The sequence below is a fragment of the Enterobacter sp. Bisph1 genome (genome assembly GCF_000814905.1).
GTDB lineage: Bacteria > Pseudomonadota > Gammaproteobacteria > Enterobacterales > Enterobacteriaceae > Kosakonia.
On record NZ_JXAG01000052.1, the window covers coordinates 1 to 21,165 of the forward strand.

Below are 21,165 nucleotides of genomic sequence, written 5' to 3' on the forward strand. Positions count from 1 at the left end.
GATTAACGCAGCAGGGACAGCATGGTCTGCGGAACCTGGTTGGCCTGGGCCAGTACGGAAGAACCGGCCTGCTGCAGGATCTGCGAGCGCGACATGTTCGACACTTCCGTGGCGTAGTCAGAATCCTGAATACGGCTGCGGGCAGAAGACAGGTTGTTCACCGTGTTGTTCAGGTTGGTGATGGTGGATTCGAAACGGTTCTGAGACGCACCCAGCAGGCTGCGCTGAGTATCTACCGCTTTAATGGCATCATCGATAGTGGACAGCGCACCTGTGGTTACAACCGGGGTACCTGAAGTGCCTGTTGGGGTCAGGACATCAAAACCGCTCGCTGTTACCTTACGATCACCTGAAGCTACGTTAGCATTCCCTGTACCAGCCGTACCCGTTGCATTGTACAGGTTCCATTTAGAGCTGTCGTTCATGGTGATACTGATGGTTTCACCATCTTTGGAGCCGACCTGGAAATCAAAGGTTTTAGCCGCAGTGTTTTTCAGGATTTTGGTGCCGTTGAAGTCAGTCTGTGAATTCACGCGGTCGATTTCGGCCAGACGCTGGTTAACTTCAGCCTGGATGGAGTCGATATCGCTTGCAGAGTTAGAGCTGTTCTGCGCCTGAACGGTCAGGTCACGCACTCGCTGCAGGTTGTTGTTGATTTCGCTCAGCGCACCTTCAGCGGTCTGCGCCAGAGAGATACCGTCGTTAGCGTTACGTGCAGCAACGGTCAGGCCATTGATGTTAGAGGTAAAGCGGTTGGCAATCGCCTGGCCAGCAGCATCGTCTTTGGCGCTGTTGATACGCAGACCGGAAGACAGACGCTCAATAGACGTACCCAGAGAAGACTGAGATTTGCTCAGGTTGTTCTGGGTCATCAGCGATAAGGTGTTAGTATTAATAACAGCCATGATAGTTATCCTTCAGTAATAAAGTTATCAGATTCAGGCATCTGCCTACGGTTTTCTCACCGTTAACCTGATTATCGACCTCTCGCCGACAACCTTTAGAAAAAAAATAACTTTTTTAAAGCCGCAAACTGCCCTCTATTCATTAGCCTTTTTAGGCCATTGTTTTTAAAAAATCCCTCTAATCTTTTCGCAGTCGCTGCCGATAATCCACACAGTGATTGTCTAAAACTGAGGGATAAAGAAATGACTATTAGTTCTATCGGAGCCGGCACCAGCATGAGTAGTACGCTTAGTACGCTCTATTCAAACCTGGAGACATCAGAAGCGACAAGGCTAACACCTATTACTTCTCAGCAGACATCGTATAAAGCAAAACTCACTGCCTGGGGTATAGTACAAACGTCTTTGACCAAACTGCAAACGGCAGCTAATGCGCTGAAAAATACCTCAGCGATTGCCTCAAGCAAAGTCTCCAGCACTAATACCGCTTTTTCCGCGACCCTTGCCAACAACGCCACGGCAGGCACCTACTCTGTCGAAGTCAATGCGCTGGCGGCGGCGCAGTCTCTGCTGAGCCCGAAAGTGGCAAGTAAAGATACCGATTTAGGCAACACCAGCCTGACTTCACGCACCATTACAATTGCTCAACCGGGTCAAAAAACGCCGATGACCGTTACGCTGGCGAATGACAAGACCAGCCTCACGGATATTCGCGATGCGATTAACGCTAAGGCCGGCAGCGTAACCGCCAGCATTATTAAAGCCGATGATAGCAGTTACTATCTGGCACTGACCTCGCGCGATAGCGGCACCACCAACGCGATGACCATTACCACCAATGATACGGAGCTGGCAAAATATATCAGTTACGATTCAGGTAATGCCAACAGCACCAGCAACACCATGACGCAACAGGTTGCCGCAGCCGATGCCGAATTAAAGATTAACGGTATTGCCATCACCCGTAGTAGCAACACTATTACCGATGCGCCGGAAGGTGTGACGCTGGCGTTAAAGAGCAAAACCACCAGCGGCAGCCCGGAAACCCTGGCCGTCACCAAAGATAACGCGCCGATGGCCGCCGCGGTACAGTCTTTTGTGGATGCGTATAACTCCCTGCAAACGACCATCAGCAACCAGACCAAATATACCGCTGTAAAACAAGGTAGCACTTCACAGGACACCGGCAATGGCGATCTGCTAGGTGACGGTACATTGCGTAATATTCAGACCCGTCTGCGCTCGCAGCTCTCCAGCTCTCAAAGCGGCACCGGCAGCTTTAACATTTTGTCGCAGTTGGGGATTACGCAGGATGTGACAGGTAAACTGTCCGTCGACAGCACCAAGCTTGACAAAGCGCTGACGGAAAAAGGCGCTGACGTGGTCGCTTTTCTGACCGGCGATGGCAAAACGACCGGTTTCGCTACCCAGACCAGCAACCTGCTGGATGATTTCCTCGGTTCTGACGGGACTGTGAAGAGTGCGACCGATGGCATTAACAAGACGCTGAAAAAGCTGTCTGAACAATACGATCGCGTCAACGATCAGATAACCGCCACCATGGCGCGTTACAAAGCGCAGTTTACAAGTTTAAGTTCGCTGGTCTCCTCTCTGGAATCAACAGGTAGCTATTTGACCCAGCAATTTAATGCGATGAGATAATTACGGTTAATTGAGGTTTTACATGTATACGAAATCGGGAACTCAGGCTTATGCTCAGGTCGGCGTGGAAAGCGCCGTCCTAAGCGCCAGCCCGCATCAACTCGTGGTACTGCTTTTTGATGGCGCGTTAAGCGCCATGAAAAAGGCTGCGATCCTGATTGAGCAGGGAGACATTCCTGGTAAAGGACAGGCGCTTTCGAAGGCGATTAACATTATTACTAACGGCTTACGTGCCGGTCTCGACCACGAAGCAGGAGGTGAACTCGCCGCAAACCTTGATAGTCTTTATGACTATATGACACGACGTCTTTTACAGGCTAATCTCCACAATGACCTCTCCGCCATTGATGAAGTCTCAACATTGCTCAACAACATTGCTGATGCCTGGAAAGAGATTGGACCCAATCATCAAAATTCGCGGGACACTTACTAATGGAAGCAAATTTCGGGTTGCTCCACCACTATCAGCAGCTGTTGGTCACCAGCTGCACCATGCTCGACCTCGCGAAGGAAGGGCGTTGGGATGAACTCATCGAGCATGAAGTGCAGTACATTACGACAGTTGAAAAACTGACACAGTTTCAGAACACCAGCGAAATGGCGCCTCGTATGCAGGCGCAAATTCACCCACTGCTGAAACAAATTCTGGACAATGAAGTTGCACTCAAAGAACTGTTAAGCCGGCGAATGGACGAGCTGCGGACATTGGTTGGTCAGACATCCCGACAACACAACATAAATTCGACATATGGACGTCTTTCTGGAAATATTCTCTTCCCGAATGAGATTTAATCTCATCTCCGGCGGGTGATGCAGCAATCCTGAATCACCCGCTATCCTTACCTTTTCACTGTTCTGCTTCTGACTTATTTCGTTAATTCACCGTTGGCGCGCGCTTGTTTTTGCGAAGCAGCCCACAGTTCTTAAATCTCAGCCATACTTCCACCTTCTCATTCTGGAGCATGGAAGATGAATAACCCCACCCTGTTGCAAACGTTTCACTGGTATTCCCCTGCTGGCGGCACACTCTGGCCGGAACTGCGCGAACGCGCGGGCGAGCTGCGGGACATCGGCATCACTATGGTCTGGCTTCCGCCGCCCTGCAAAGGTGCCGCCGGTGCAGACTCGGTGGGTTATGACAGCTACGATTTATTCGATTTAGGCGAGTTCGATCAGCAAGGCTCTGTCGCCACAAAATATGGTGAGAAAGCGCAGCTGCTCGGCGCAATTGATGCGCTACAGGCAAATGATATCGCCGTCCTGCTGGATGTAGTGGTCAATCATAAAATGGGGGCCGATGAGAAAGAAACCCTGCGGGTAAACCGGGTCAACGAGCAGGATCGCACGCAAATTGATGACCAGGTTCTCGACTGTGTCGCCTGGACGCGCTTCACCTTTCCCGCACGCGCAGGCCAGTATTCGCGGTTTATCTGGGATTATAAGTGTTTCAGCGGCGTTGATCATATTGAAGAGCCGAACGAAAACGGCGTGTTTAAGATCATAAATGACTATAGCGGCGATGGCTGGAACGATCAGGTCGATGACGAGTTAGGCAATTTCGACTATCTGATGGGGGCGAATATCGATTTTCGTAACCATGCGGTGACGGAAGAGATCAAATACTGGGCGCGCTGGGTGATGGAACAAACGCACTGCGACGGGTTTCGCCTCGATGCAGTAAAACATATTCCAGCCTGGTTTTATAAAGAGTGGATTGAACATGTGCAGGAAGTCGCGCCTAAGCCGCTGTTTATTGTCGCCGAATACTGGTCCCATGAAGTCGAAAAACTTAAGCAGTATATCGATCAGGTAGAGGGCAAAACGATGCTCTTTGACGCGCCGCTGCAGATAAAATTTCATGAGGCGTCAACGCAGGGCCGGCACTATGACATGCGCCAGATCTTTCACGATACGCTGGTTGAAGCCGATCCATTTCACGCAGTGACGCTGGTGGCCAACCATGATACGCAGCCCTTACAGGCGCTGGAAGCGCCGGTTGAATCGTGGTTTAAACCGCTGGCCTATGCGTTGATTCTGCTGCGGGAAAATGGTGTTCCGTCAGTGTTTTATCCGGATCTGTTTGGCGCCAGCTACGACGATACCGGCACCGATGGTGAAACCTGCCACGTTGATATGCCGGTGATTGAACATCTCGATTTGTTAATCCTTGCCCGCCAGCGTTATGCCCACGGCGTACAAACGCTGTGGTTCGATCACCCGAACTGTATTGCTTTTAGCCGCAGCGGCACGGAAACCGAGCCGGGTTGTGTGGTGGTAATGTCGAACGGCGACGAGGGGCAAAAGAGAATCACGCTGGGCGGTCATTATGCCAATAAACAGTGGCGGGATTTTCTCGGTAATCGGGATGAAATCATTACTACCAATGAACAAGGCGAAGGCATTTTTTTCTGCCATGGCGGCAGCGTCAGCGTGTGGGTGGTTGAGAATGTGATATGAAATGTGCCGGGCGCAATACGGGCCCGGCGGATTGGCTTATTTCGTGACGTGCAAACCGGCCTTCATCAGTGCGTCCTGACATTCAACGGTGGGCTTATTCACGCGTTGCAGCGTTAAGCCGTCAAACTCGATAGTATTGCCTTCACGTTCAAGGCGATAGACATCGCGTTTTTGCGTTACGTTATAGAGCTTATCCCCGTCACGCATCAATTTGCCCGGAACGGCAATCACGCGCTGCCACTGGCGGCAATCCAGCGTATCGCCCTGTTGGGTGACAATCAGGCTGGCTATCGCTTCCGGGCTCACCAGGCTGCTTTGCGGGCCGGTTGATTGCCAGTAACCTGCCAGCCCCATCGGCGCGGGTTGTTTCACTACCGCATCATAATTATCCACTTGTACGCAGCCGCTCAGCAGCATCGCCGCGCCAATAATCACTCGCTTTTTCATTATTTATCCTGCTCGCGAAGAAAAAAATATTGTGGCATTAAAGCATTTTCATCGCCACCCTTTCCCCTCGCGCGAACAACTTTGATCTACACCAGGTTTTTCACCTTTTTTACATTAGGAAGTCCTCTCGTACGTGTATTATCCGGGTTCTTTTGCATTACCCGTTCCTTCTGAGTTCAGAGGCTTGTTTCTATGTCATGGCAACACTTCAAAGACCACTTTTTGATAAAGTTCTGGTCTCCTGTCCCGGCCGTTATCGCTGCGGGCATTCTCTCTACCTACTATTTTGGTATTACCGGCACCTTCTGGGCGGTCACCGGCGAATTTACCCGCTGGGGCGGTCAGCTATTGCAGCTGGCGGGCGTGCATACCGAAGAGTGGGGCTACTTCAAACTGATTCACCTCGACGGCACCCCCCTGACCCGCATTGACGGGATGATGATCATCGGTATGTTTGGCGGCTGTTTCGCCGCCGCGCTGTGGGCCAATAACGTTAAACTGCGACTGCCCCATAGCCGTATCCGCATCGCACAGGCGATTGTCGGCGGGATGATTGCCGGTTTTGGTGCGCGTCTGGCAATGGGTTGTAATCTCGCCGCATTTTTCACCGGCATTCCACAGTTCTCGCTACACGCGTGGTTTTTCGCCATTGCTACCGCCATTGGCTCCTGGTTTGGCGCGCGCTTCACGCTGCTGCCGCTGTTTCGCATTCCGGTCAAAATGCAGAAAGTCTCCGCCGCTTCACCGCTAACGCAAAATGCCGATCAGGCGAAACGCCGCTTTCGCATTGGTATGCTGATTTTCGTCGGCATGATCGGCTGGGGGCTGCTGACGGCGATGAACCAGCCGAAACTGGGGCTGGCAATGCTGTTCGGCGTCGGTTTTGGTCTGCTGATTGAGCGGGCGCAAATCTGCTTTACCTCCGCGTTTCGCGATATGTGGATCACCGGGCGCACAATGATGGCGAAAGCGATTATTTTCGGTATGGCGGCCAGCGCTATCGGCATCTTTAGCTATGTTCAGTTGGGGATGGAAGCGAAAATCATGTGGGCGGGCCCGAATGCAGTAATTGGCGGCCTGCTGTTCGGCTTTGGTATTGTGCTGGCGGGCGGATGCGAAACCGGCTGGATGTACCGTGCCGTAGAAGGCCAGGTGCACTACTGGTATGTCGGGCTTGGCAACGTTATTGGTTCAACGATCCTGGCTTATTTCTGGGACGATATCTCCCCTGCGCTTGCCACCAATTGGGACAAAATCAACCTGCTGAAAACCTTTGGTCCCCTCGGCGGTCTGCTGGTCACGTATTTGCTCCTGCTGGCCGCCTTCCTGTTTGTTGTCGCCTGGGAAAAACGTTTTTTCCGCCGCGCAAGCCTCTCTACGTCCGTTAAGGAGACAGCATGAATATCGTGCCCGATTACCGTCTTGATATGAGCGGCGAGCCCTGCCCTTACCCGGCGGTGGCAACCCTGGAAGCGATGCCGCAATTACAAAAAGGTGAGATTCTGGAAGTGATCAGCGACTGCCCACAATCCATTAATAATATTCCGCTGGATGCCCGCAATCACGGCTATACGGTACTGGATATTCAACAGGATGGCCCAACGATCCGTTATTTGATACAGAAGTAATAGATGCCCCGCCCCGGGCATTCCACTCTCATGCCCGGGGCAGGAAGATCCGATTAATAAGCAGGTGTCACTGGATTAATACCGTTAATCTGACCGCTGGCATCCATAAACATACAGCGATTACGCCCGCTCTGTTTTCCCCGGTACATTGCCGCGTCAGCCCTTTTCTCAACCACATCGATAGGTTCGTTTGCCAGAGCTTGCGTTATCCCGATGGTGACGGTGACAGGCAGTTGCTTGTCGTCGCACTGAACAGGATGACTTGCAATCACGTCACACAAACGGTGCGCAGTTCGGCAGGCTTCGTTATCTGATGGCGCATGTAAAATAATAATGAACTCTTCGCCACCAAAACGGAATACTGTGTCCCCCTTATGCAACCATCCCCGTAAGTTTTTCGCCAGTTCGCGTAAAACGTCATCCCCGACTAAATGCCCATAGGTATCATTCACCTGTTTAAAATGATCAATATCCAATAATAACAAATAGAGGTTTTGTTCCGCGTGGGTTGCCATTTTTCGGGTGTAGGTTTCATCAAGCAATCTGCGCCCGGGCAAGCCGGTCAGTACATCAATCCCGCCGCGCAGCTTCAACAGATAAGTTTTGTACGTGGTAACGCCAGAGGAAAATATCGCAAGATGATGTTTAAAATCTGAGAAATGTTCGATGTTAACGTGTTTATTATGAATGGCCTGCATCAATATACGACCACTTTCATGCATATTGGCATGGGTAGAATTTATAGATTTAAAGTAAGTTAATTCATCCTCATTGGCCGGTTTATAAACATCAAGCCACTGACCGATATGACATAAAAGATGGGAGGATGCATTAAGATCTGCAGCTTGCTCAATACTATTATTCACGACACAAGCGAACATGTTAATTAACCAGTCATAGTGCGCCTCAATGGCTCGGTTAAGATCGGCCACGATACTATCAATCTCTTCAGTAGTGCGAATCATAGCATTTTCACCGCTTCGTTGAACCCGCAGCATTGTAGAAAATGAATTGTATGCTTATGTCAAAAAAATAAATTCATGGAAAGATTTAGAAGATATATCCTACCACATATTTACGATAGGATGATTCCTAACCAAAATATCAATTGCGAGGCACGCGTAAAATTATTTCAAAAGCCATAGTTTTTTCAATGAAAAAATGGTTATCACTTATGCCGCAAAAAAATGAAAACCAATGACAGATTTCCCCGGTCGGAGACACCTGCCATTGTGGGTAAAAAAATATGCTTGTACAGCAGCAGGTTTACTAAACCTGCATGTTCATAATGTCCTGGTAAGCGGCTACCAGTTTGTTACGTACCTGAACGCCCATTTGCAGTGAGATCGATGATTTCTGCAAATCGGTCATCACATCATTTAGCGCTACGCCCGGCTCGCCGAGCGTAAATTTCTCTGCCTGAACGCGCGCTGAGTTTTGCGTGTCGCTGATTCTGTCCAGCGCGGCGTGCAGTTGCCCGGCAAAGCTGATAGACGGTTCACTCTCAATGCTCTGATTGCGCGCAATCCCTGCAGTGGCCTGCAGCTGACTGACGACGCTTTCAATGCCCTGTATAGCCATGGTAAATCCCCGGATGGTTTGATACCTGACAAGGTTAACAGCTTGTCAATCGGATAATGGCGGTAAATAGCGATAAAAAACCAGGTTATTTGAGGCATAGAAAATTCCTTTTCATCAAATAATGGCATTGCCAGTTAATGGACATTTGTCGAGTTTGCCGACCCGGGAGTCTGTTTTGTTTTTCAACTCAAATAACAACATCCACCCAGAGTTACGAGGTGCGCAATGAGTGCGACTGCAACAACTGCACCGCAGAATAAATCTCTTGAGTGGCTTAACCGCTTACGCGCGAACCCCAAAATTCCTTTAATGGTGGCCGCTGCAGCAGCGGTTGCCATTGTCGTTGCGATGGTACTGTGGGCCAAAAGCCCGGACTATCGCACGCTCTACAGCAACCTGTCCGATCAAGATGGTGGCGCTATCGTCACGCAATTGACGCAGATGAACGTTCCGTACCGCTTTGCTGATGGAAGCGGCGCAATTGAAGTGCCTGCAGAAAAAGTTCAGGAGCTGCGCCTGCGTCTCGCCCAACAGGGTCTGCCGAAAGGCGGCGCCGTGGGCTTTGAGCTGCTGGATCAGGAAAAGTTCGGCATCAGCCAGTTCAGCGAGCAGGTTAACTACCAGCGCGCCCTGGAAGGCGAACTGGCGCGTACCATTGAAGCGCTCGGTCCGGTAAAAGGCGCGCGTGTTCATCTGGCAATGCCTAAACCGTCGCTGTTTGTGCGTGAACAGAAAGCGCCTTCCGCCTCGGTAACCGTTAATTTACAGCCGGGACGCGCGCTGGATGACGGCCAGATCAGCGCCGTGGTGCATCTGGTATCAAGCGCCGTTGCAGGTTTGCCGCCGGGTAATGTGACGGTCGTCGATCAGAGCGGTCGTCTGTTAACCCAGTCCGGTGCTGCCGGTCGCGATCTTAACGACGCGCAGCTGAAATATACCGCCGATGTTGAAGGCCGTATCCAGCGTCGCATTGAAGCTATCCTCGGTCCGATTGTCGGTAACGGCAATGTTCACGCTCAGGTTACCGCCCAGCTCGATTTTGCTAATAAAGAGCAGACGGAAGAGCAATACACACCGAACGGCGGCGACCCGTCACAGGCAGTTCTGCGTTCACGTCAGGTAAATAGCAGCGAGCAGATTGGCGGCCAAAATCCTGGCGGTGTCCCGGGTGCGCTGTCGAATCAGCCTGCTCCGGCGAACTCCGCGCCGATTACGACTCAGCAGAACGGTCAACAGAACGGTCAACAGAACCAGAATGCGCAAGGTCAGCAGAGTGCCGGTACGGCTACCGCCAGCAGCGGCCCGCGTAACACCACGCATAATGAAACCAATAACTACGAAGTTGACCGTACGATTCGCCATACCAAGATGAACATTGGCGATATCGAGCGCCTGTCTGTTGCGGTAGTGGTCAACTATAAAACCCTTGCGGGTGGTAAAACTGCCGCACTGACGGCGGACCAGATTAAACAGATTGAAGATTTGACCCGCGAAGCGATGGGCTACACCGAAAAACGCGGTGATACCCTGAACGTTGTTAACTCGCCGTTTAACGCAACGGATGAAGTGGGCGGTCAACTCCCCTTCTGGCAGCAGCAAGCGTTTATCGAACAGTTAATCTCCGCAGGCCGCTGGTTACTGGTACTTATCGTGGCGTGGCTGCTGTGGCGTAAAGCGGTTCGTCCGCAGATGGTACGCCGTCAGGAAGAAGCGAAAGCTGCCCAGGAAGCCGCACAGGTGCAGGCAGAAGTTGAAGAGTCCGTGGAAGTTCGCCTCAGTAAAGACGAGCAGCAAACTCAGCGTCGTAATAACCAGCGCCTGAGTGCTGAGGTAATGAGCCAGCGTATTCGCGAAATGTCAGATAACGATCCGCGCGTCGTGGCGCTGGTCATTCGCCAGTGGATGAGTAACGAACATGAGCAATAATCTTACCGGAACGGACAAAAGCGTCATTCTGCTGATGACCATTGGCGAAGACCGCGCGGCGGAGGTGTTCAAGCACCTCTCCGCTCGCGAAGTCCAGCATTTGAGTACCGCGATGGCCAGCGTACGTCAGATTTCCAATAAGCAGCTGATGGACGTATTGCAGGAGTTCGAGAACGAAGCGGAACAGTTCGCGGCGCTGAATATCAACGCCAACGACTACCTGCGTTCGGTGCTGGTGAAAGCCCTCGGCGAAGAGCGTGCCTCGAGCCTGCTGGAAGATATTCTCGAAACGCGCGATACCACCAGCGGCATCGAAACACTCAACTTTATGGAGCCGCAGAGTGCCGCCGACCTTATTCGCGACGAGCACCCACAGATCATTGCCACTATCCTTGTGCACCTTAAACGTTCTCAGGCGGCGGATATCCTTGCGCTGTTTGACGAACGTATGCGCCACGATGTGATGCTGCGTATTGCCACCTTCGGCGGCGTACAGCCTGCCGCACTGGCGGAGCTGACGGAAGTGCTGAACAACCTGCTCGACGGTACCAACCTCAAGCGCAGCAAAATGGGCGGCGTGAGAACCGCGGCGGAAATCATCAACCTGATGAAAACCCAGCAGGAAGAGGCCGTTATTACCGCCGTTCGCGAGTTCGACGGCGAGCTGGCGCAGAAAATTATCGACGAAATGTTCCTCTTCGAGAACCTGGTGGATGTGGACGACCGCAGTATCCAGCGCCTGCTGCAGGAAGTGGATTCCGAATCCCTGCTGGTTGCCCTCAAAGGCTCCGAGCCGCCATTGCGCGAGAAATTCCTGCGCAACATGTCGCAGCGTGCGGCAGATATCCTGCGCGACGATCTGGCCAACCGTGGACCGGTGCGTCTGTCGCAGGTGGAAAACGAACAGAAAGCTATCCTGCTCATCGTTCGCCGTCTGGCGGAATCCGGCGAGATGGTAATTGGCAGCGGCGAGGATACCTATGTCTAATGATTTGCCGTGGAAAATCTGGAAGCCGGACGACCTGGCGATGCCGCTGGCCGCCGAGTTCGCTCCCCTGCTGAGCAAAGAGATACCGGTAACGGACGCGGGCGAGGAAGAGGACGAGGTTTCGCAAGAGCAGAAACTGCAGCAACAGCTGGCGCAAATCCAGATGCAGGCCCATGAAGCCGGTTATAACGCCGGTCTGGCGGAAGGCCGTAAAGCGGGCCATGACGTCGGTTACCAGGAAGGCCTGGCGCAGGGGCGTGAAGATGGTCTCAACCAGGCCCGTCAACAGCAGGCTCCGCTGCATGCCCGCATGCAGCAGTTGGTCAGCGAATTCCAGTACACGCTGGATGCGCTGGACAGCGTGATTGCCTCACGCCTGATGCAGATGGCGCTGGAAGCCGCGCGCCAGGTGCTCGGTCAGATTCCGGTACTGGATAACGGTGCGCTGATTAAACAGATCCAGTTGTTAATCCAGCAGGAGCCGCTGTTCAGCGGTAAACCGCAGCTGCGCGTACATCCCGACGATTTGCAGCGCGTGGAAGAGGTGCTGGGCGCAACCCTGAACCTGCACGGCTGGCGTTTACGTGGCGATCCGACCCTGCATCCGGGCGGTTGCAAAGTGTCCGCCGATGAAGGCGATCTTGATGCCAGCGTAGCAACGCGCTGGCAGGAACTGTGCCGTCTGGCGGCGCCGGGAGTAATTTAATGACCGCACGTTTGACCCGCTGGCTCACGACGCTGGATAACTTTGAAGTCAAGATGGCGCAGCTGCCTTCCGTTCGCCGTTACGGCCGACTGACCCGCGCAACCGGGCTGGTGCTGGAAGCCACGGGCCTGCAGCTGCCGCTGGGCGCGACCTGTATTATTGAGCGTCAGGACGGTGTCGAAACGCGCGAAGTCGAATGTGAAGTTGTGGGCTTCAACGGCCAGCGCCTGTTCCTGATGCCGCTGGAAGAAGTCGAAGGTATTTTGCCCGGCGCGCGCGTATATGCCCGCAGCGTATTGGGTGACGGTTTACAAAGCGGTAAACAGCTGCCCCTCGGCCCTGCTCTACTTGGCCGCGTACTTGACGGCGGCGGTAAACCCCTCGACGGTCTGCCGGCACCGGATACCCTTGAAACCGGCGCGCTGGTAACACAACCGTTCAACCCCCTGCAGCGTACGGCAATTGAGCATGTGCTTGATACCGGCGTGCGCGCCATTAACGCCCTGCTGACCGTTGGTCGCGGGCAGCGTATGGGGTTGTTCGCCGGTTCCGGCGTCGGTAAAAGCGTGCTGTTAGGCATGATGGCCCGTTACACCCAGGCCGACGTGATTGTTGTGGGTCTGATTGGCGAACGTGGCCGCGAAGTTAAAGATTTTATTGAAAACATCCTTGGGCCAGAAGGCCGTGCACGCTCGGTGGTGATCGCCGCCCCGGCGGATGTTTCTCCTTTATTGCGTATGCAGGGCGCTGCCTACGCCACGCGCATTGCTGAAGATTTCCGCGACCGCGGTCAGCATGTGCTTCTGATCATGGACTCCCTGACGCGTTATGCCATGGCGCAGCGTGAAATTGCGCTGGCCATTGGTGAACCGCCAGCGACCAAAGGTTATCCCCCTTCTGTCTTCGCCAAATTACCGGCGCTGGTAGAACGTGCGGGCAACGGTATTCACGGCGGCGGCTCGATTACCGCTTTTTATACCGTACTGACCGAAGGGGATGACCAGCAGGATCCTATTGCTGACTCCGCGCGCGCTATCCTCGATGGCCACATTGTCTTATCCCGCCGTCTGGCGGAAGCGGGCCACTATCCGGCCATTGACATTGAAGCCTCTATTAGCCGCGCGATGACAGCGTTAATTACGGAACAACATTACGCACGCGTCCGGAACTTTAAGCAGTTGCTGTCGAGCTTCCAACGTAACCGCGATTTGGTAAGCGTAGGCGCGTATGCGCGCGGTAGCGACCCGATGCTGGATAAAGCCATCGCATTGTGGCCGCAGCTGGAAGCTTTCCTGCAACAGGGCATTTTTGAACGTGCCGGGTGGGAAGATTCAATGCAGGCATTAGAGCTGATCTTCCCGACAGTTTAAGGTAGTGGAGAGCTGACTTATGACGCAGAGCAGCGCATTAACGACGCTAAAGGATTTGGCAGAGAAAGAAGTAGACGACGCGGCCCTGAAATTAGGCGAAATGCGTCGTGGCTGCCAGCAAGCGGAAGAGCAATTAAAAATGCTGATTGATTATCAGCATGAGTATCGCAGCAGCCTGAATAACACCATGTGCCAGGGGATTGATAATCAACGCTGGCAGAATTATCAGCAGTTTATCCAGACCCTTGAAAAAGCCATTGAGCAGCATCGTCTGCAGCTGACGCAGTGGAATGAGCGGGTCGATAGTGCGCTGGGCTGCTGGCGCGAAAAGAAACAACGCTTACAGGCCTGGCAGACCTTGCAGGACCGACAAAGCGCCGCGACGTTACTTGCGGAAAACCGTCTCGATCAGAAAAAAATGGATGAATTTGCCCAGCGCGCGTCCCTGAGGAAAACAGAATGATCAACTTGTCCAAATTGTTAATGACAGAATCCGATACCACCACCGGCGCACAAACCGGCAAAGGCGGCGCGGATGCTGCTCAAGATTTCCTCGCCCTGCTGACGGGCGCAATGACCGGTATGCAGGGGCAAGAGAGCGACGTTCCCGTGACGCTGGCTGACCTGCAAGCGGCAGCCCTGAGCGGTAAGCTCGGTAAAGGCAATCTTGCGGCGACGGTCGCAACGGGTGAAGATACGCACGCACAAACCCCGGCGCAGAAGCTGGCGGATCTGCTGGCTCGTCAGAGCGCGAAAAGCGATCTGTTGACCACCGCAGAAAGCGATGCCGATATGCAAAAGCTCTTTTCCGGCCTGACGCCTGCGGCGAAAACCGATCTCCTCGCTGCGTTAAGCAAATCGGCGAGCGGGCGTAACAGCGAAGAAAAAACCGACGTGCGCGAGGATGACCTCGCCGGTTTAAGCGCGCTGATGGCGATGCTACCGCATCAACAAGCCGCACAGCTCAACACCGCCAGCGCACAACCGACCACCGCGAAGGGTATTGATGTGGCGGCGGCGGCTAACCGCGCGCTGAATAGCAAAGATATGACGACAGACGCCGATCTTCCGCGCAGCGGTGCGAAAGCCGGCACCACCGTCGATACCGCGCCGTTTAAGCTAACGGATGATTCACAGCAGACGGCGGCTCTCGCCCCCTCGTCACAGCCAGTGAAGAAAGAAGCCGATAACGCGCTGCAAACCACCAATACCAGCGCCAGCATCGCACCGGTAACCACTACCGCCAGCGCTGCACAGGCCAGCACGCCGGTCGCCGCACCGGTAATCAGTGCGCCTCTTGGTAGCCACGAGTGGCAGCAGAATATTAGCCAGCACGTAACGCTGTTTACCCGTCAGGGCCAGCAGAGCGCCGAGCTGCGTCTGCATCCGGAAGATCTGGGCCAGGTACAAATTTCTATCAAGCTGGAAGATAACCAGGCGCAGCTGCAGATGGTATCGGCGCACAGCCATGTTCGCCAGGCGCTGGAAGCGGCGCTGCCGATGCTGCGCACCTCCCTTGCGGAAAACGGTATTCAGCTTGGTCAAAGTAATATCAGTAGCGAATCCTTTGCCGGTCAGCAGCAACAGCAGCAGGCGTCTTCTCAGCAACAGCAGGGTTCTCGTTCGGCTTCCGGCGAACTTTTTGGCGCGGATGATGGCGAAGCATTAGTTACCCCGGCAAGCCTGCAATCGGCGGCTCGTGGCAACGGCGCCGTCGACATCTTTGCCTAAACGCCAGAGGTAGCATGATTATCTCCGTCTTTTCCACCCTTTGACGGGAGCAGGACACGGGATAATCATCGCATAAGCAGTATTAACAGGAAGCCGTATCAGATGACTGACTCCGCTATTACCAAAAAACGTAAGCGCACAATCTGGATCCCGCTGCTGGTGTTAATTACACTCGCGGCATGCGCCACCGCTGGCTATAGTTACTGGCGTATGCAACAGAAACCTGCAGCGAACGCGAAAGTGGAAGCGCCGCCTCCGCCAGCGCCGGTATTTTTCGCACTCGACACGTTTACCGTGAACCTGGGCGATGCTGACCGCGTGTTATACATCGGTATCTCGCTGCGTTTGAAAGACGACGCGACGCGTGCCCGACTGAGTGAATACCTGCCGGAAGTGCGTAGCCGCTTGCTGCTACTGTTCTCACGTCAGGACGCCGCGCAGCTTGCAACGAACGAGGGCAAGCAAAATCTTGCTAACGCGATTAAAGAGACAATCGCCACGCCGTTAGTGCCAGGACAGCCGAAGCAGGAAGTCACTGACGTTCTTTATACAGCTTTCATTTTGCGGTAAAGACATGGGCGATAGCATTCTTTCTCAGGCCGAAATCGATGCGCTGCTCAACGGAGACAGCGATACCAGCGATGATCCGCAGACGGGCAAAGCCGGCGATAACGATATTCGTCCCTATGACCCGAATACCCAGCGCCGCGTGGTGCGTGAGCGCCTGCAAGCGCTGGAGATTATCAACGAACGTTTTGCGCGTCAGTTCCGTATGGGGTTGTTTAACCTGCTGCGTCGTAGCCCGGATATCACCGTTGGCGCGATCCGCATTCAGCCCTATCACGAATTTGCACGTAACTTACCGGTTCCGACCAACCTTAACTTGATCCACCTGAAACCGTTGCGCGGTACCGGCTTGTTCGTCTTTTCGCCAAGCCTGGTGTTTATCGCAGTGGATAACCTGTTCGGTGGCGATGGTCGTTTTCCAACCAAAGTGGAAGGCCGTGAGTTTACGCACACTGAGCAGCGCGTCATTAACCGCATGCTAAAACTGGCCCTTGAAGCCTATAGTGACGCGTGGAAAGCAATTCACCCGCTGGACGTGGAGTATGTACGTTCGGAAATGCAGGTTAAGTTTACTAATATTACGACCTCGCCGAACGATATCGTGGTCAATACGCCGTTCCATGTGGAAATCGGTAACCTGACGGGTGAGTTTAATATCTGTCTGCCGTTCAGCATGATCGAGCCGCTGCGCGAAGTGCTGGTTAACCCGCCGCTGGAGAACTCCCGCAACGAGGACCAGAACTGGCGTGACAACCTGGTGCGCCAGGTTCAGCACTCTGAGCTGAATTTGATTGCCAATTTCGGCGATATTCCCCTGCGCCTGTCGCAGATACTTAAGCTGCAACCCGGTGATGTGCTGCCGATTGATAAACCCGATCGCATTATCGCTCATGTGGATGGCGTACCGGTGTTAACGAGCCAGTACGGCACGGTCAACGGTCAATATGCGTTACGTGTAGAGCACTTGATAAACCCGATTTTGAATTCGCTGAATGAGGAACAGCCCAAATGAGTGATATGAACAATCCGTCCGATGAGAACACCGGAGCACTGGACGATCTGTGGGCTGACGCGTTGAGCGAACAAAAAACCACTACCAGCAGCCCGAAAACCGCGGCTGACGCCGTGTTCCAGCAGCTTGGCGGTGGTGATGTGAGCGGCACGCTGCAGGATATCGATCTGATTATGGATATCCCGGTTAAGCTGACCGTAGAACTGGGCCGTACGCGCATGACGATTAAAGAACTGCTGCGTTTGACCCAGGGTTCCGTGGTGGCCCTTGACGGGTTGGCGGGCGAACCGCTGGATATCCTGATTAACGGCTATCTGATTGCGCAGGGTGAAGTTGTGGTAGTGGCGGATAAATATGGTGTACGTATTACCGACATTATCACTCCTTCCGAACGTATGCGCCGTTTGAGCCGCTGAGACGACTATGAAAACACAGGCTACGGTATCCCAACCGTCCGCCGTTACCGGTTCGCCGCTACTGCAGGTCAGCGGCGCGCTGATGGGCATGATCGCGGTGATCCTTATCATCGCGTGGCTCGCCAAACGCTTTGGCCTCGGCGGCAAAACCGCCAGCGCCCGGGGCTTAAAAGTGAGCGCCAGCACCACGGTCGGCCCGCGTGAACGGGTCGTTATTGTGGATGTTGAAGATGCACGACTGGTGCTGGGCGTGACGCCCACCCACATCAATCTGCTGCACAAACTGCCTCCCGCACCCGCTGAAAATGAAGTCGTGAACGAGAATAATGTGGACTTTCAGTCCGTGATGAAGAATTTGCTTAAGCGTTCCGGGAGATCCTGATGCGCCGTTTGTTCCCTTTTGCGCTGGCCGGTTTATGGCTGGTTGCCCCTGCGGCCTTTGCTCAGCTTCCGGGCCTGATTAGCCAACCGATAGCCGGTGGCGGCCAGAGCTGGTCTTTACCGGTGCAAACGCTGGTCTTTATAACTTCGCTCACCTTCCTGCCCGCCATGCTGCTAATGATGACCAGCTTTACCCGCATCATCATTGTCTTTGGCCTGCTGCGGAATGCGCTCGGTACCCCTTCTGCGCCGCCAAACCAGGTGCTGCTTGGGCTGGCGCTGTTTTTGACCTTTTTTATCATGTCGCCGGTTATCGATAAGATTTATACCGACGCCTATCAGCCGTTTAGCGAAAGTAAGATTTCCGTGGATGTGGCGCTGGAGCGCGGTGCGCAACCGCTGCGTGAATTTATGCTGCGCCAGACCCGTGAAGCCGACCTGGCGCTGTTCGCCCGCCTTGCCAACAGCCCGCCGATTCAGGGGCCGGAAGCGGTTTCAATGCGCATTCTGCTGCCCGCGTATGTCACCAGCGAGCTGAAAACGGCGTTCCAGATTGGCTTTACGATTTTTATTCCGTTCCTGATTATCGACCTGGTGATCGCCAGCGTCCTGATGGCGCTCGGGATGATGATGGTGCCGCCGGCAACGATTGCCCTGCCGTTCAAACTGATGCTGTTTGTGCTGGTAGATGGCTGGCAGCTGCTCGTTGGCTCGCTTGCGCAAAGCTTTTACAGTTAGGAGTAAGCAATGTCACCTGAATCGGTCATGATGATGGGCACCGAGGCGATGAAAGTCGCCCTCGCCCTTGCAGCTCCGCTGCTGCTGGTTGCGCTGGTGACCGGTCTGATTATCAGTATTTTGCAGGCAGCGACGCAGATCAACGAAATGACGCTCTCCTTTATCCCGAAAGTCATCGCCGTCTTTGTGACTATCGTGGTTGCCGGACCGTGGATGTTGAATTTGCTGCTTGATTACATGCGCACCTTGTTCAACAACATCCCTTACATCATCGGATAAATCGGCCTATGCTGAACGTCACCAGCGACCAGTGGCTGCATTGGATCAGTCTCTATTTCTGGCCACTGCTGCGCGTGATGGCGCTGATTATGACCGCGCCCATCCTTAGCGAATCGCGTATTCCGCGTCGGATAAAAGTGGGACTCGGGATCGTTATCACTATCGTCATTGCCCCTACGCTTCCACCGACACCCGATGTGCCGGTTTTCGCCCCGGCGGCGCTGTGGCTGGCGATGCAGCAAATCCTGATTGGCGTCGCGCTGGGCTTTACGATGCAGTTCGCCTTTGCCACCATTCGCACCGCCGGCGAGCTAATTGGCCTGCAAATGGGCCTCTCTTTCGCCACCTTTGTCGACCCGACGAGCCACTTAAATATGCCGGTGCTGGCGCGCATTCTTGATATGCTGGCGCTGCTGTTGTTCCTGACGTTCAACGGGCATTTATGGCTGATCTCCATGCTGGTCGATACCTTCCATACCCTGCCGATTGGCGGTAATCCGGTTAACAGCCATGCTTATCTGGCGCTGACGCAGGCGGCGGGAATGATCTTCCTGAATGGTTTGATGCTGGCGTTACCCGTTATCACCCTGCTGCTGACCATCAACCTCTCACTCGGTTTGCTCAACCGCATGGCACCGCAGTTGTCGGTCTTTGTTATCGGTTTTCCCGTTACCTTGAGCGTGGGGATCCTATTGATGGCGGCGATGATGCCGCTGATTGCTCCCTATTGTGAGCGATTATTTAGCGAGATATTCAATCTGTTAGCCGATATCGTCAGCGAGCTGCCACAAAATACCCATCCTTGACTCAGATAATTCCATCCTGAGGATAATCCTAAAGTTAAATTCATAAAACATCGCCCATCATATATATGGCGCGGTTTATTTGTTTTTAGCCGCCTCACAGAACGCAACATTTACTTTACTTTAAGATGATTCCTGGCAAATTATACCTAACTTTACGGGATAGTGGGTTCGCCTGAGGTTTCCGTAGTGCTTCAGTAATATCAGTTTTCCTGTATGGCTTATGAAGCTTCCGGGCGATGGTGAATTATCGTTACGCATTGAGTGAGGGTATGCCATGTCAACGATTATTATGGATTTATGCAGTTATACACGGTTGGGATTGACCGGGTATCTGACAGGTCGGGGGGTTAAAAAGAGGGATATCAACGACATACAGACCGTTGACGAACTTCAATCAGCTTGCGCAACACTCCAGCCATCCGTGGTGTTTATTAATGAGGACTGCTTTATACATGACCCAAGCAGCAGTCAACACATTAAGCAAGTCATTAATCAGCATCCCCGTACACTATTTATTGTATTTATGGCTATCGCTAATATCCATTTTGATGAATACCTTCTGGTGCGCAAAAACTTATTGATAAGTTCTAAGTCAATTAAGCCTGAGTCGCTGGATAATATTCTGGGAGATTGCCTTTTCAAAGAGAAAAAAAGCGTTGAGGGCATTAACATCCCTACTCTTTCACTAAGCCGCACCGAGTCGAGCATGCTGAAAATGTGGATGTCAGGACAGGATACGATACAAATCTCCGATCAAATGAATATCAAAGCAAAAACGGTATCCTCACATAAGGGTAATATTAAAAGGAAAATCAAAACGCACAATAAGCAGGTTATATATCATGTAGTGCGGCTAACAGATAATGTTACCAGCGGTATATTTGTTAATATGCGTTAATTGTTTTTTTTATTATTCACCCTCCATCCGGAGGGCGAAATTTAATCTGCAAGCTCGACAAAAACCCCGTCCGGATGGCCTTTTTCATTAAAGAACCATATCCCGAGGGGGTAGTCTTCCAGCGATACCAGATACATTGTACCTTCATTAAACGTCTCGATTGCCAATACCACACCCGGACGGCGTGGACCCCCGTCCGTTTTGACCGTGACCCGATCGTTAACCTTCATAAATACTCTCCTCTCCCATTTACGCCAGTGTAGAACAAAACCGTCGCCCTGACAGCGTGCCGGCGTTTAGCTGACTATTTTTTCTACCGGCTATACTGAAGTGAGCATTGATAATGGAGGTGACGGCGTGAAAACAGTTAAAGAGTACAGCGAGACCGCAAAACGGGACGTACATATTGATGTGGATGCCCTGCTGGCGGCGATTAACGAAATCAGCGAAAGCAATGTGCAGCGTATCGACGATGAAGAGGGAGAGCGCGTAAGCGTGGATGGTCGGGAATATCATACCTGGCGGGAACTGGCAGAAGCCTTTGAACTAGATGTTCATGACTTCAGCATTACCGAGGCGAATCGCTGAAAAATATCCCGGCCGCAGAAGCGACCGGGATAAACTTGCTTATGCAAGAAGCACTTAAAATTCGTACACCAGGGAAATC

General features: G+C 53.0%; 26 protein-coding genes. 21 read left to right on the forward strand and 5 right to left on the reverse strand.

Annotated elements, in window-relative coordinates:
- Positions 1 to 2: 2 nt before the first annotated feature.
- Positions 3 to 905, reverse strand: coding sequence for a flagellin N-terminal helical domain-containing protein (locus tag RW65_RS19290; protein WP_039058451.1), 903 nt, complete (start codon positions 903 to 905; stop codon positions 3 to 5).
- Positions 906 to 1,148: 243 nt separating this feature from the next.
- Between RW65_RS19290 and fliD the strand changes: the two genes are divergently transcribed.
- The 4 genes from fliD (at position 1,149) to amyA (ending at position 5,024) form a co-directional block, all read left to right on the forward strand.
- Positions 1,149 to 2,567, forward strand: a complete 1,419-nt coding sequence (fliD, locus tag RW65_RS19295; protein WP_039058452.1) for a flagellar filament capping protein FliD — start codon at positions 1,149 to 1,151, stop codon at positions 2,565 to 2,567.
- A gap of 22 nt (positions 2,568 to 2,589) precedes the next feature.
- The gene (gene fliS / locus RW65_RS19300) at positions 2,590 to 3,000 is read left to right on the forward strand and encodes a flagellar export chaperone FliS (RefSeq protein ID WP_039058453.1); all 411 of its coding nucleotides are present in this window, start codon (positions 2,590 to 2,592) and stop codon (positions 2,998 to 3,000) included.
- A complete protein-coding gene (gene fliT, locus RW65_RS19305; RefSeq protein WP_039058454.1) occupies positions 3,000 to 3,359 on the forward strand; it encodes a flagella biosynthesis regulatory protein FliT in 360 nt (119 codons plus the stop codon). Before fliS ends, fliT begins: the two co-directional genes overlap by 1 nt.
- 177 nt (positions 3,360 to 3,536) lie before the next feature.
- Entirely contained in the window at positions 3,537 to 5,024 is a 1,488-nt protein-coding gene (gene amyA / locus RW65_RS19310) for an alpha-amylase (RefSeq protein ID WP_039058455.1), read from the forward strand.
- A 36-nt stretch (positions 5,025 to 5,060) separates the two neighbouring features.
- Here the strand turns inward: amyA and yedD are convergent, their stop codons facing one another.
- Positions 5,061 to 5,471, reverse strand: coding sequence for a lipoprotein YedD (gene yedD, locus RW65_RS19315; protein ID WP_039058456.1), 411 nt, complete (start codon positions 5,469 to 5,471; stop codon positions 5,061 to 5,063).
- A 192-nt stretch (positions 5,472 to 5,663) separates the two neighbouring features.
- Here yedD and yedE point away from each other — a divergent pair, with 192 nt between their 5' ends.
- Together yedE and yedF are read left to right on the forward strand one after the other, a co-directional pair.
- The gene (gene yedE, locus RW65_RS19320; protein WP_039058457.1) at positions 5,664 to 6,872 is read left to right on the forward strand and encodes a selenium metabolism membrane protein YedE/FdhT; all 1,209 of its coding nucleotides are present in this window, start codon (positions 5,664 to 5,666) and stop codon (positions 6,870 to 6,872) included.
- Complete coding sequence (yedF, locus tag RW65_RS19325) at positions 6,869 to 7,099, forward strand: sulfurtransferase-like selenium metabolism protein YedF (RefSeq protein WP_039058458.1); 231 nt, start codon at positions 6,869 to 6,871, stop codon at positions 7,097 to 7,099. The genes yedE and yedF overlap by 4 nt, the downstream gene beginning before the upstream one ends.
- Positions 7,100 to 7,152: 53 nt before the next feature.
- Here yedF and RW65_RS19330 read toward each other — a convergent pair whose 3' ends face one another.
- On the reverse strand, positions 7,153 to 8,064 hold the full coding sequence (locus RW65_RS19330; protein ID WP_039058459.1) for a diguanylate cyclase: 912 nt from the start codon (positions 8,062 to 8,064) through the stop codon (positions 7,153 to 7,155).
- 304 nt (positions 8,065 to 8,368) lie between these two features.
- Positions 8,369 to 8,680: a flagellar hook-basal body complex protein FliE gene (gene fliE / locus RW65_RS19335; protein WP_039058461.1), complete on the reverse strand. Its 312-nt coding sequence runs from the start codon at positions 8,678 to 8,680 to the stop codon at positions 8,369 to 8,371.
- Positions 8,681 to 8,905: 225 nt separating this feature from the next.
- Here fliE and fliF point away from each other — a divergent pair, with 225 nt between their 5' ends.
- From fliF to rcsA, 14 genes are all read left to right on the forward strand, one after another.
- Entirely contained in the window at positions 8,906 to 10,606 is a 1,701-nt protein-coding gene (gene fliF, locus RW65_RS19340) for a flagellar basal-body MS-ring/collar protein FliF (RefSeq protein WP_039058462.1), read from the forward strand.
- Positions 10,596 to 11,594 carry a flagellar motor switch protein FliG gene (gene fliG / locus RW65_RS19345; RefSeq protein ID WP_039058463.1) on the forward strand — a complete coding sequence of 333 codons (999 nt, stop codon included), beginning with the start codon at positions 10,596 to 10,598 and terminating at the stop codon, positions 11,592 to 11,594. The genes fliF and fliG overlap by 11 nt, the downstream gene beginning before the upstream one ends.
- Positions 11,587 to 12,300, forward strand: coding sequence for a flagellar assembly protein FliH (gene fliH / locus RW65_RS19350; RefSeq protein ID WP_039058464.1), 714 nt, complete (start codon positions 11,587 to 11,589; stop codon positions 12,298 to 12,300). Before fliG ends, fliH begins: the two co-directional genes overlap by 8 nt.
- Positions 12,300 to 13,670 carry a flagellar protein export ATPase FliI gene (gene fliI, locus RW65_RS19355; protein ID WP_039058465.1) on the forward strand — a complete coding sequence of 457 codons (1,371 nt, stop codon included), beginning with the start codon at positions 12,300 to 12,302 and terminating at the stop codon, positions 13,668 to 13,670. The genes fliH and fliI overlap by 1 nt, the downstream gene beginning before the upstream one ends.
- Before the next feature lie 19 nt (positions 13,671 to 13,689).
- Complete coding sequence (fliJ, locus tag RW65_RS19360) at positions 13,690 to 14,133, forward strand: flagellar export protein FliJ (protein ID WP_039058466.1); 444 nt, start codon at positions 13,690 to 13,692, stop codon at positions 14,131 to 14,133.
- Complete coding sequence (fliK, locus tag RW65_RS19365) at positions 14,130 to 15,401, forward strand: flagellar hook length control protein FliK (protein WP_039058467.1); 1,272 nt, start codon at positions 14,130 to 14,132, stop codon at positions 15,399 to 15,401. The genes fliJ and fliK overlap by 4 nt, the downstream gene beginning before the upstream one ends.
- Positions 15,402 to 15,503: 102 nt before the next feature.
- On the forward strand, positions 15,504 to 15,971 hold the full coding sequence (gene fliL / locus RW65_RS19370; RefSeq protein WP_039058468.1) for a flagellar basal body-associated protein FliL: 468 nt from the start codon (positions 15,504 to 15,506) through the stop codon (positions 15,969 to 15,971).
- Between the two features lie 4 nt (positions 15,972 to 15,975).
- Positions 15,976 to 16,980, forward strand: coding sequence for a flagellar motor switch protein FliM (fliM, locus tag RW65_RS19375; protein ID WP_039058469.1), 1,005 nt, complete (start codon positions 15,976 to 15,978; stop codon positions 16,978 to 16,980).
- A complete protein-coding gene (gene fliN / locus RW65_RS19380; RefSeq protein WP_039058470.1) occupies positions 16,977 to 17,396 on the forward strand; it encodes a flagellar motor switch protein FliN in 420 nt (139 codons plus the stop codon). Before fliM ends, fliN begins: the two co-directional genes overlap by 4 nt.
- A 7-nt stretch (positions 17,397 to 17,403) precedes the next feature.
- Positions 17,404 to 17,778 (forward strand): flagellar biosynthetic protein FliO, encoded by a 375-nt coding sequence (fliO, locus tag RW65_RS19385; RefSeq protein WP_039058471.1) that lies wholly within the window; start codon positions 17,404 to 17,406, stop codon positions 17,776 to 17,778.
- The gene (fliP, locus tag RW65_RS19390; protein ID WP_039058472.1) at positions 17,778 to 18,515 is read left to right on the forward strand and encodes a flagellar type III secretion system pore protein FliP; all 738 of its coding nucleotides are present in this window, start codon (positions 17,778 to 17,780) and stop codon (positions 18,513 to 18,515) included. The genes fliO and fliP overlap by 1 nt, the downstream gene beginning before the upstream one ends.
- A 9-nt stretch (positions 18,516 to 18,524) precedes the next feature.
- Entirely contained in the window at positions 18,525 to 18,794 is a 270-nt protein-coding gene (fliQ, locus tag RW65_RS19395) for a flagellar biosynthesis protein FliQ (RefSeq protein ID WP_039058473.1), read from the forward strand.
- Between the two features lie 8 nt (positions 18,795 to 18,802).
- Entirely contained in the window at positions 18,803 to 19,600 is a 798-nt protein-coding gene (gene fliR, locus RW65_RS19400) for a flagellar biosynthetic protein FliR (RefSeq protein ID WP_039058474.1), read from the forward strand.
- A gap of 274 nt (positions 19,601 to 19,874) precedes the next feature.
- Positions 19,875 to 20,498 carry a transcriptional regulator RcsA gene (gene rcsA / locus RW65_RS19405; RefSeq protein WP_039058475.1) on the forward strand — a complete coding sequence of 208 codons (624 nt, stop codon included), beginning with the start codon at positions 19,875 to 19,877 and terminating at the stop codon, positions 20,496 to 20,498.
- 41 nt (positions 20,499 to 20,539) lie between these two features.
- Here rcsA and dsrB read toward each other — a convergent pair whose 3' ends face one another.
- Positions 20,540 to 20,728 (reverse strand): protein DsrB, encoded by a 189-nt coding sequence (dsrB, locus tag RW65_RS19410; RefSeq protein WP_039058477.1) that lies wholly within the window; start codon positions 20,726 to 20,728, stop codon positions 20,540 to 20,542.
- A gap of 127 nt (positions 20,729 to 20,855) precedes the next feature.
- Between dsrB and yodD the strand changes: the two genes are divergently transcribed.
- A complete protein-coding gene (yodD, locus tag RW65_RS19415; protein WP_039058479.1) occupies positions 20,856 to 21,086 on the forward strand; it encodes a YodD family peroxide/acid resistance protein in 231 nt (76 codons plus the stop codon).
- The last annotated feature ends 79 nt before the right edge of the window (positions 21,087 to 21,165 follow it).